Origin of the sequence: Parafrankia soli, from assembly GCF_001854695.1 — a bacterium.
GTDB lineage: Bacteria > Actinomycetota > Actinomycetes > Frankiales > Frankiaceae > Parafrankia > Parafrankia soli.
In genome coordinates this window covers 1-2,735 of sequence record NZ_MAXA01000115.1, presented here as the reverse complement: position 1 = coordinate 2,735, position 2,735 = coordinate 1, and the positions used below count along the sequence as shown (strand labels likewise).

Below are 2,735 nucleotides of genomic sequence, written 5' to 3'. Positions count from 1 at the left end.
GACCGGAAGCCCTACACACCAGGGCGATCAACACACCACAAGATCAAAGAGTCACACGTTCAGGACACCGCACGAACGTGCGGAGTACAGGGGCGCCCGCCTCGACACGCGCCCAGGCGCGCGCGGTCGCTGCCCATCCCGCCTCCTCGTCGTCCGCCCATTGCTCCTCGAGCGCCTGCAGGGTGGCGCGCACAGATACGGGAGAAGACCGGCATATCTCTTCGGCCAGCTCGAGCGCGATCTCGACAGCCTGGCCGGGTTCAGCCAGCCGGTTCACGAAACCGATCTCGTAGGCACGTTGCGCGTCAAGACGGGCGCCGGTGACGAGTAGTTCCCGGGCGACGTTCAACGGCAGGCAACGCATGGCCCGCAGCAACGCACCTGAGTTGGCCACGAGCCCGCGAACGGTCTCAGGTAAACCGAACGAGGCGGTGCGAGCCGCCACCACGAGGTCGCAGGCCATCGCGATCTCGAAGCCGCCGCCGAGCGCAAGCCCCTCCACCGCGGCGATCAGCGGCTTCGTGTGGCTGCGTCGAATGACGCCGTACTCTCCACCTCTCGGAGTGGGTTCACCAGGGCCGGAGATGATGTCGGTGCCGGCGCAGAACATGTCCGCAGTGCCGGTCAGAACACCCACCCAGGCCGCGGGGTCATCCTGAAAGCGGTTCAAAACCTCATCGAGCTCGCGGGTAGTCGTGGCGTCGATGGCATTGCGTTTCTCGGGGCGCTCGATGCGGATCACCGTGACCCGTCCCTGTTGCTCACTGCGGACGCTCATGGCAGCAGCACCATCTTCCCGATGACGGCGTAGAAGGTCGGGAACGGATCAGGCTCCTCAACCACATTGAGCTGCTCGACTGGGCCGAACTCGGTGTAGAGTACTCGACGCATCAAACCTCCTTGATGGACCGCGACACGCCTTGAGCGTCAGGAATCTTTGGCTATTTAACGATCGTGAGTACCGAACTCTGGGGCTCCGGTGGCGATGGCATCGCCACCGCCTTCGACTTGCCCATGGCATGCATCAACGGCTGGGTCCGCCGCCTCTCGTGATCATCCCGAGGGTGACCTCGGAGGGCCGATCCTCGCCGATGGCGCCGTGCCTCCGGCGATGTTCCGGTGCGGACAGTCGAACCGACACCGGGCCGAGAACCCGACGGTCGGATTCCGCCGACTCGATCGGCACGTAGTCTCCTTCTGGATGCCAGAGAACTTAGAGCGTGTCTCAGGTGGGGTGTGGGAGTTTCTTCCAGCAGGTGATCGCGGCGGCCAGGCAGAGGAACCCGAGGAAGTTACGGCCGTTGCGTTCGTAGCGGACGGTCAGACGGCGGTAGCCGTCAAGCCACGCTAGAGGGTGTCTGAAAAGGGTCAGGGTGGGTAGGTCGGGGGGTGTGTGAAGCCTCGGTGTGAGGGAGGCTGGTGATGGCCGAGCGGCGCTGGTATCCGACCGATCTGTCCGATGCCGAGTGGGAGCTGATCGCTCCGTTGATTCCCGATCCCAAACCCGGTGGCCGGCCGCCGGCGCATGAACGCCGGGAAATCGTGAACGCGTTGGCGTATTGGATACGGGCGGGATGTGCCTGGCGGCTGCTGCCCCATGACCTGCCGCCCTGGCAGACGGTCTATCACTACTGGCGCCTGTGGCGGATCGCGGGCCGCTGGGAGCAGATCCTGGCCCGRCTCCGCGAACGTGACCGCACCAGTGGCGGTCGCGATCCCACTCCGGGGGCGGGTGTCCTGGACAGTCAGAGCGTGCGGGCCACCGACCGGGGTGGGCTGCATGGCTACGACGGTGCCAAGAAAGTCAACGGTGTCAAGCGTCATCTGCTCGTCGACACCCTCGGTACCGTGCTGGTGGCCTGTGTCAGCCCGGCCAGCGTTGATGATCGTCTGGCGGCGATGGTGGTGCTGTCCCAGGCCCGTGATGCCTTCGTCCGGCTCCGGCACGTGTGGGCTGACCAGGGCTACCGTGGCCGGGAGTTCTGCAACTGGGCCGAAGATGCGGTCGATGTCGACGTTCAGATCGTCTCCCGGCGTGATGGTGGATTCCGTCATACCTGGGCCCCGGTCGGGGCACCGCCACGGCAGGTGCCGATGTTCGCCGTGGTGCCGCGCAGGTGGGTGGTCGAGCGCACCTTCGCCTGGCTGGGTAAATACCGCCGCTTGTCCAAGGACTATGAATACCTGACCGCCACCTCCGAAAATGCTATCTACCTGGCAATGTCCATGATCTTGTTGCGTCGCCTCACCGGTACGCCCGCCTGACCCTTTTCAGACGCCCTCTATCGTCCTTTCGATCTTCCACCTGTGCCGGCCGAGGCGTTCGGTGCTCTCCACCCCACGCCGGGCGATACGCACCGCGATACGACGCCGACGCAGGAAACGACGCAGCTCCGGCTGGTCGTAGGCCTTGTCCGCCCGCAGCTTGTCCGGTCGGCGCCGCCGCGGGCCGCACCGGGAACGGATCGCCGGGATACTCGCGACCAGCGGGAGGAGGACCTGGCTGTCGTGCAGGTTCGCCGTCGAGACCGCCACGACCAGTGGCAACCCACCCCCGTCGGTCAGAACATGAAGCTTCGAGCCTGCTTTGCCACGATCGACCGGGTTCGGACCGGTCAAAGATCCCCCCTTTTCGCCCGCAGACTCGCCGCGTCCACGATCACCGACGACCAGTCGACCTGCCCGGCCACACCATGGGCGTCGAGCACCGCCCGGTGCAGCCGAGGCCAGACCCC

Annotated in this window: 2 protein-coding genes and 1 pseudogene; 1 reads left to right on the top strand and 2 read right to left on the bottom strand. The window is 65.7% G+C overall.

Translation table 11 applies throughout. From position 1 onward, the window contains the following. Positions 1 to 43 precede the first annotated feature (43 nt). A complete protein-coding gene (locus BBK14_RS12045; protein WP_071061999.1) occupies positions 44 to 778 on the bottom strand; it encodes an enoyl-CoA hydratase-related protein in 735 nt (244 codons plus the stop codon). Between the two features lie 644 nt (positions 779 to 1,422). On the opposite strand from BBK14_RS12045, the gene BBK14_RS12040 reads away from it, so the two are divergent. Next, a complete protein-coding gene (locus BBK14_RS12040; protein WP_071061996.1) occupies positions 1,423 to 2,265 on the top strand; it encodes an IS5 family transposase in 843 nt (280 codons plus the stop codon). Between the two features lie 18 nt (positions 2,266 to 2,283). Here BBK14_RS12040 and BBK14_RS35125 read toward each other — a convergent pair. Continuing rightward, positions 2,284 to 2,735: pseudogene (locus tag BBK14_RS35125) on the bottom strand (transposase); the annotation flags it as partial.

Coding starts and splice junctions, on each gene's coding strand:
- BBK14_RS12045 (WP_071061999.1), bottom strand. CDS start 778: ATGAGCGTCCGCAGTGAGCAACAGGGACGGGTCACGGTGATCCGCATC.